5 protein-coding genes are annotated in these 7,121 nt (G+C 50.6%); all 5 read left to right on the top strand.

Annotated elements, in window-relative coordinates; genetic code table 11:
* Nucleotides 1-1,294 (top strand): IS1182 family transposase (locus HOM51_18570; GenBank protein MBT5036520.1); only part of this gene is annotated, 1,294 nt, incomplete at its 5' end.
* Nucleotides 1,295-1,752: 458 nt separating this feature from the next.
* Entirely contained in the window at nucleotides 1,753-2,571 is an 819-nt protein-coding gene (locus HOM51_18565; protein ID MBT5036519.1) for a phosphate/phosphite/phosphonate ABC transporter substrate-binding protein, read from the top strand.
* Between the two features lie 33 nt (nucleotides 2,572-2,604).
* Complete coding sequence (locus HOM51_18560; GenBank protein MBT5036518.1) at nucleotides 2,605-4,977, top strand: PAS domain S-box protein; 2,373 nt, start codon at nucleotides 2,605-2,607, stop codon at nucleotides 4,975-4,977.
* 36 nt (nucleotides 4,978-5,013) lie between these two features.
* Entirely contained in the window at nucleotides 5,014-6,090 is a 1,077-nt protein-coding gene (locus HOM51_18555; protein ID MBT5036517.1) for a response regulator, read from the top strand.
* A gap of 301 nt (nucleotides 6,091-6,391) precedes the next feature.
* Nucleotides 6,392-7,121: site-specific integrase (locus HOM51_18550; protein MBT5036516.1), on the top strand; the 730-nt coding region annotated here is incomplete at its 3' end.

The following is a 7,121-nucleotide window of genomic DNA, read 5'->3' as shown; positions in this document are numbered from 1 at the left end:
TGAACCTCTGGCGACTGGCAGACCGGGTTACCATCCTTCTGCTTTGTTGAAGCTTTATATTTACGGCTACCTCAACCGGGTTCAATCGAGCCGTCGTTTGGAAAGTGAAGCGGGACGTAATGTTGAAGTGATGTGGCTGACGGGTCGCTTGGTTCCGGATCACAAGACGATTGCAAACTTCCGTAAAGACAATGGCAAAGCGATCCGTAAAGTCTGCGCTCAGTTCGTTGGCCTGTGTCGCCAGTTAAACTTATTCGCGGATGCAAGCGTGGCAATTGATGGTAGTAAGTTCAAAGCAGTGAATACCCGTGATAAGAACTTCACGCGGGGCAAGGTGAAGCGTCACATGGATCAGATTGAGGAAAGTGTTGCTCGCTATCTGCATCAACTGGACAGCGCAGATCGGCAAGAACCTTCTCGTGCGCGAACGATGACGACGGAACGCTTGAACAGCAAAATTGAGACGCTCAAAGACGAGATGCAGCGCTTGCAAAAGCTTGAAGCTCGGATGCTCGCAACGCCCGGCCAGCAGATATCCCTGACGGATCCTGATGCCAGATCAATGGCAACGAGTGGCCGGGGCAGTGGCATGGTCGCTTACAATGTGCAGTCCGCCGTGGATACCACGCATCATTTGATTGTTGCCCATGAGGTGACTAATTCTGGTTCCGACCGCTCCCAACTCTCGACCATGGCCAAGCAGGCGAAAGCAGCTCTTAAAACAGATAAGCTGGAGGTTGTTGCCGACCGGGGTTACTTCAAGAGCGAAGAGATCCTCGCCTGCGATAAAGCTGGAATTACAGTCACGCTTCCTAAACCACAGACCTCAAACAACAAAGCCAGGGGCCGTTTTGTTAAGCCGGACTTTCGATACGTGAGCGAAGACGATGTCTACATTTGCCCTGCCGGTGAGCGCTTAAATTATCATTTTACAAATGTCGAAGCGGGGCTCGCCTTGCGTCACTATTGGACGACCGCTTGCCAGAGTTGTGCCATCAAAAGCCAATGCACCACGGCTAAAGAACGCAGGATCAGACGCTGGGAACATGAACATGTTCTGGAGGACGTTCAGCGTCGTCTCGACGAGCATCCAGAGAAAATGCGCCAAAGACGTGAAACGGTTGAACATCCCTTCGGTACCATAAAATCCTGGATGGGATATACCCACTTCCAGATGAAGACCCTGAAACGGGTTGGCACGGAAATGGCGTTGCACGTACTGGCCTACAATCTCAAACGCGTCATGAACATCATCGGTATTCGCCCGCTGATCGCGGCAATGAGGGCCGTATAAGCGTTCATCGGCTTTGAATGAGCCAAATCCAACAAAAAACTAAATATAACGGCACATGCGGGCACCCCAACCCACGAGAGATAAAGAAAATGATAAAACCAAATTCTGAGCCTCAAAACCTATCGCCAGATTAAATTGCTTAAACAGCGAACGTTTTGACACAGCCTGGACCCGATGCGGACGTTCACTAATTCAGATATTATCAATCCGCTAATGAACTGCTATACATAAACTTGGAATTCCGGCCTTAGAATTAAAAGCGCAATTCTGAATTTTTAAGAGCCAAATTCTCCCCTACCGATAGCCAAAAAGGGGCTTGTTGCTCTAAGACTCGTGGCAAAACGGCAATTGCATCTTACATAGTACATATAACAGGTGTTTTCCAGTATCCTCTAAATTGAAAAATAATAAGGCATAAATTCGAAAATTGATTTGATCACATCTATAGGAGAGTTGTTATGGCAAAATTAAGCGTCCCCTTGTTGATAGTCTTTATTCTTATGGCTTATCCTGTCAACGCTGCACAGAGCGTTTTCACGTTCGGCTTCGTCCCACAGCAATCTGCGGCAGTGTTGGTAAAAAAATGGGGTCCGATTCTGCGCTATGTCAGCAAGAAAATCAGCCACAAAATTGCCTTTCGCACCGCTCCCAACATTCCGACCTTCGAACAAAGAGTTAGGGAAGGTCAGTACGATTTCGCATATATGAATCCAGCACACTACACGGTTTTTGCGAAAGACCCGGGCTATCGCGCGTTCGCCAAGCAGAAGGGGAAACGAATCAAGGGTATTTTAGTGGTGCGCAAAGATTCACCGATCAAGAAATTGGCGGAACTGACGGGTAAGACCCTCGCCTTCCCGGCGCCGGCTGCGTTCGCTGCCAGCGTTTTGCAGCGCAGTTACCTGTCTCAACAGGGTATTGCCATAACGCCTAAATACGTAGGCAGTCATGATTCTGTCTATCATGGCGTCGTCAAGGGACTGTACCCTGCCGGCGGTGGTATTCAGCGAACCTTTGGGACAGTCACGCCGAAAATCGGCGAGCAACTTCGGGTGCTTTGGACGACCAACGGTTATACACCGCATGCCTTCGCCGCGCATCCTCGTATATCAGCCGAAGTGGTGACGTCGGTGCAGCGTATATTGAGCAAAATGTTTGACGATCCGGCGGGCCGCAAATTGTTACAAGTCATTGGCTTCAAAAAGGGAGCGGTATCAGCAAGGGACAGTGACTGGGATGACGTTCGCAAACTTGGCATCACCAAACTTCCGAAATAAAGTATTCATCGCGATGCTGAAGGATATTCAGTTGTGATCCGTCTTATTCAGAACTCATTCGACCGATTGCCGTTTCGCTGGAAGGCGATATTATTTATTGCCACTGTTGAGGGGATCTTCAACATCATGTTCGCGTTCATCGTCGTGGGCGTGATGCAGAGTAATCTGGAAGAACAGTTTTTCAAGCGCGCAGAAATCACCGCTCAGCTATTCGCCACGACCACGGCGAACGCGGTACTCGCCACCGACATCGCTTCGCTGGAAAGCTTTATCGGCGAAGTCATGAAGAACGAAGATCTTTTATATGCTCGGGTTCGTGATACGTCAGGTGTATTAGCAGAACGGTCAAATACTCTGGCTCTGCTGGCACGCCCCTTCAAGGCTGACAGAAATCTTGGCACGGCCACAGACGATGTTTTCGACACCTTTGCCGCAATTACCGTGGACGGCGAAAAATACGGCCAGGTCGAGATTGGCCTGTCGACTAATCTCTTGGGCTCTACGATAAGGCAAATACAGCTGAAGGTTATTTTGATCGGCGCTGGCGAAATTCTGTTTTCGGCCATCGTTTCATTCCTGCTTGGCACGTTTTTGGTGCGACGCCTGATCGATCTTCAACAGGGTGCCCATGATATTTCGGAAGGAAAGATCGGGTTGCAAATTCCCGCCGAAGGCCAAGACGAGCTGGCTGAAACCGCCAAATCGTTTAACAACATGTCAACAAAACTGGCAACTGTCGTCGATGAGCTGCGCCAAAGCAATACGGAGTTGCATGTTGCCCGTGGCTATCTTCAGAAGATTCTCGATACCGCGCTCACCGGAATTATCGTAATCGACGATAGCGGCATCGTTGAAAGCTTCAATCCACATGCCGAGATCATGTTCGGCTATAGCGCGGATGAAGTTGTCGGGCGGAATATTTCAATGGTTATGCCAGAGCCTGATGCATCATCTCACGACGAATACATCCGAACATATTTGGAGACGGGCCACTCCGAAATCATTGGCCAGGGCCGGGAGGTTCAGGGAAAGAATAAGCATGGTGAGGCTTTCCCCATGTGGCTTGCCGTAAACGAGCTCCAATTGGGCGGCAAGACACGTTTTGTCGGCTCCACCGTCGATCTCAGCCAGATTAAAGCCACCGCCAAGGAGGCGGCAAAATCTGAATCAAAAAGTCGGGCCGTTCTGAGTGGCGCTCTGGATGCTGTGGTCATGATCGGTGGCAACGGTGATCAAGCGGACCGTATTATCAGCTGGAACGAACGTGCTGAGAAAATCTTTGGTTGGACGGCCGAAGAAGCCATCGGCCGGAATATCGCTGAAACCATCATTCCGCCTGCCCTCCGAGACGCACACCGTGCGGGATTTGAACGTTACCTGAAGACACGAGAACCAAATATCCTCGGCAAACGTTTAGAACTCGAAGGCCTGCGTAAAGACGGCACATCCTTTCCCTGTGAAATTACGGTTACAACCTCTGGTCTGCCGGATAATGAAATTTTCTTTGCTGCCTTTATTCGCGACATCACGAAGCAGAAGGCGGCGGGAGAAGCGCTCCATGCTGCCAAAGAAGAAGCAGAATTTCAGCGTCGCTCGGCGGAAGAATCCCGCGACCTTGCGGAACAAGCCAGTCAGGCAAAGTCGGAATTTCTGAACATGGTTAGTCATGAACTGCGCACCCCGACCCAGGGCCTGAAGGGACCGCTGGAGGAATTTGTCAATCAATTTCCGGACTTTGCCGGCATGCTAGATCTCTCGGATATCCTGCGCGACCTGGGCGGGTCGGAACACGACAAACTGCAAGCCGCCATGATATCGCTGCATGACGAGGTCACCGAAATCGCTGAAGGCGGCCTTCGTTCGGCGGAGCATCTGTTGAATCTGATCAATGAGATTCTGGACTATGGAAAGCTGGAATCAGGTAAGCTGGTAATGAATCCAGAGCCGCTGTTGGTAGTAACTGAAGCCGCCTCCGCAGTGGACATTATCCGCACCAAAATCGCCGACAAAGGGCTAGAGTTGCGCACCGAAATCCCGCTGGATCTACAGGTTTTCGCTGACCCCATGCGGCTCAAACAAATTCTTCTCAATCTTTTGGGAAATGCCGAAAAGTTTACCGAGGCCGGCTCGATTACTCTCTCTGCTGCCTTGGATGGGGAGTGGGTGCAGTTTAGTATTGAAGATACCGGCTGTGGTATTCCCGAGGACATGTATGAGGTTATCTTCAACGCTTTCGAACAAGTTGATGCTTCGCTCACGCGCCAAGCGGGCGGGACTGGGTTAGGGCTACCTTTGACCAGGGGACTAGTGATAAGCCACGGCGGACGTATCTGGGTGGAGGGAACCGAAGGCGTCGGCAGCACCTTCCATTTCACCTTACCGGCAACAGAGCATGCTGAAGTTTAGAATGGTGCCAGTATTTAGAGTTGAGGAGTAGACTGAATGAGCAACAAGCCTAAAATTCTCATTGTTGATGACGAGGCAGACAACATTCGAAAACCCTTGGTGCGCCAACTCCGCCGTGAGTTTCGCGACTACGAATTTTTGGAAGCCGAGAACGGCGAGATTGCCCTTGGCCTAATCGAGGAAAATCGCCCGGCGCTGGTTATTCTTGATCTGATGATGCCGGTCATGAACGGGATCGAAACCCTGAATGAATTGAGCAATCGGAAACTATTGGAAAGCACGCGGGTATTGGTCTATACGGCCGCAGCAGACAAGAAGGTGCGCACCCAGGCCCTGCAGATGGGCGCGTTGGATTACTTGGAAAAGACCGCGCCCATGGAAGAAGTCCATGCCCGCATCCGCAATTTTCTGGCGCTCAAGACATCGGAAGAAAGCCTGCTCGAAAGCCACTCGCAGACCATCAAGGTCATCGACACAGTCATTGGGCTTATCCGTGGACCGCTGGCCCTAGTTGCGCAGGCGATGGAAAATCAGCCGCAGGCCATTAAGGAATATGAGAAGCTGAAAAGCGTACCGAAAATCTTGGGGCAGTTCCGACGCTACTTAGCTCTGCCGGAACTCCAGGTTAATATAGCGCCGATCAATGTGTACACGATCATGGAAACGACCATAGTGGAATGTAAGGCACCCTTCCGCCAGCCTCCGTCGGGGCCTCTGCTTGACGGAATGCAGGACAAGACAGTCATGGGTGATGAGAAGCTGATCAAGGAGGTATTGAATATTCTTTTAGAAAATGCCGCCAATCATGCCCTTCCGGACACCGAGATAAAAATTTCCGCAATTATTAAGGGTGAAGACGTGGAAATTTCCGTGGACAACCGTCATGCCGGTATTGCGGCAGACAAGATCGATCTGCTTTTCACGCCCTTCGCGCTGCCCGATGAAGGGGGGGCGCGGGGCTTCGGTATCGACCTGGCGATCGCCGCCGCCATTATGGAAAAGCTCGGCGGTACGATCGGTTGCGAGTCGAAAGAGAATGATTGGACCAGCCTCAAGATCGGTCTACCTGTCGCGTCTGCCGATGCTCTGAAGGCTTCGCCTAAGAGAACCTAAATGTCGCCTTGTGGCTATTAGCAGACTCTATCAGAGCTCGCTACTAACGTCTGCTTTCTGGGGGCGAGGCGGACATTCTAGGTCCGCTTTATCGTTGAGTGAGGCCAAGGGTTCTGGATTAACTTCTAGTGTTCCTTCTCCTTCGGCAACGAAGGCACATTAGAAGTTTTCAGGGGCTATTTGACCAACCAATCAATAACTCCTGTATTAGGTCCTCTATCGCCGCATGGTATTATAAGCCCATTATGGATTCGCATTTGGTGATAGACGAACTCACCATATCTTGATGACTAATATTCAAATGGCTGGATTTCTAATCAAAGACACATTGACGTGGCATTATTTGTGCGGATTACCAACAGGTGAGACAATTACCGAACACGGTACTACAGCCACACGGATTACAAATGGTGATGTCCGTTACAGTGTCAACATCATGGTCGATGGCCAACGTATTCACCGCGTTATCGGTTTGGAAAGCGACGGCGTAACTCGAACCCAGTGTGAGGACTTCGTAGAAGCGAAGCTGACGGAAGCCAGAGAGGGGCGGTTGTCACTGCCCCAAGGCCGTAAGACCCATTTAACATTTTCGCAATCCGCAGACGAATTTATAAGACGATTAGAAGAAACGAGTGGAAAGAACATCAAAGCGAAGAGGCGTCAGTTTAGGATGCACCTAAAACCTTTTTTCAAGGGCCAACGCCTTAACTCAATTACCACCTTTACCGTGGATCGGTACAAAAAGCGTCGCCTGGACGCGGGCGCAAACCCCGGCACTATCAACCGGGAACTTGCCACGCTCTCCCATCTGTTTACCAAGGCCGTGCAATGGAAATGGGTTAAGGAGCGTCCCTGTTACTTTGAACTGCTGAAAGAAAGTAAGGGCCGGATTATAGCCCTCAGTGATGAAGAGGCTGACGATTTGCTAACCGCAGCCGTAGCAGATGAAGACCCAGACTGCTGGTTGTTTGTTCTCTTTGGCTTAAACACTGCTATGCGTCACGACGAAATTTTGTGCGCCCGATATGACC

It is taken from the genome of Rhodospirillaceae bacterium (genome assembly GCA_018660465.1).
In the GTDB taxonomy this organism is placed as follows: Bacteria; Pseudomonadota; Alphaproteobacteria; order Rhodospirillales; family JABJKH01; genus JABJKH01.
This window is presented reverse-complemented; position numbering and strand designations above follow the sequence as displayed.

What these genes read in the sequence shown, in the direction of transcription:
- HOM51_18565 (MBT5036519.1), top strand. Translation starts at nt 1,753, where the DNA reads ATGGCAAAATTAAGCGTCCCCTTGTTGATAGTCTTTATTCTTATGGCT.
- HOM51_18555 (MBT5036517.1), top strand. Translation starts at nt 5,014, where the DNA reads ATGAGCAACAAGCCTAAAATTCTCATTGTTGATGACGAGGCAGACAAC.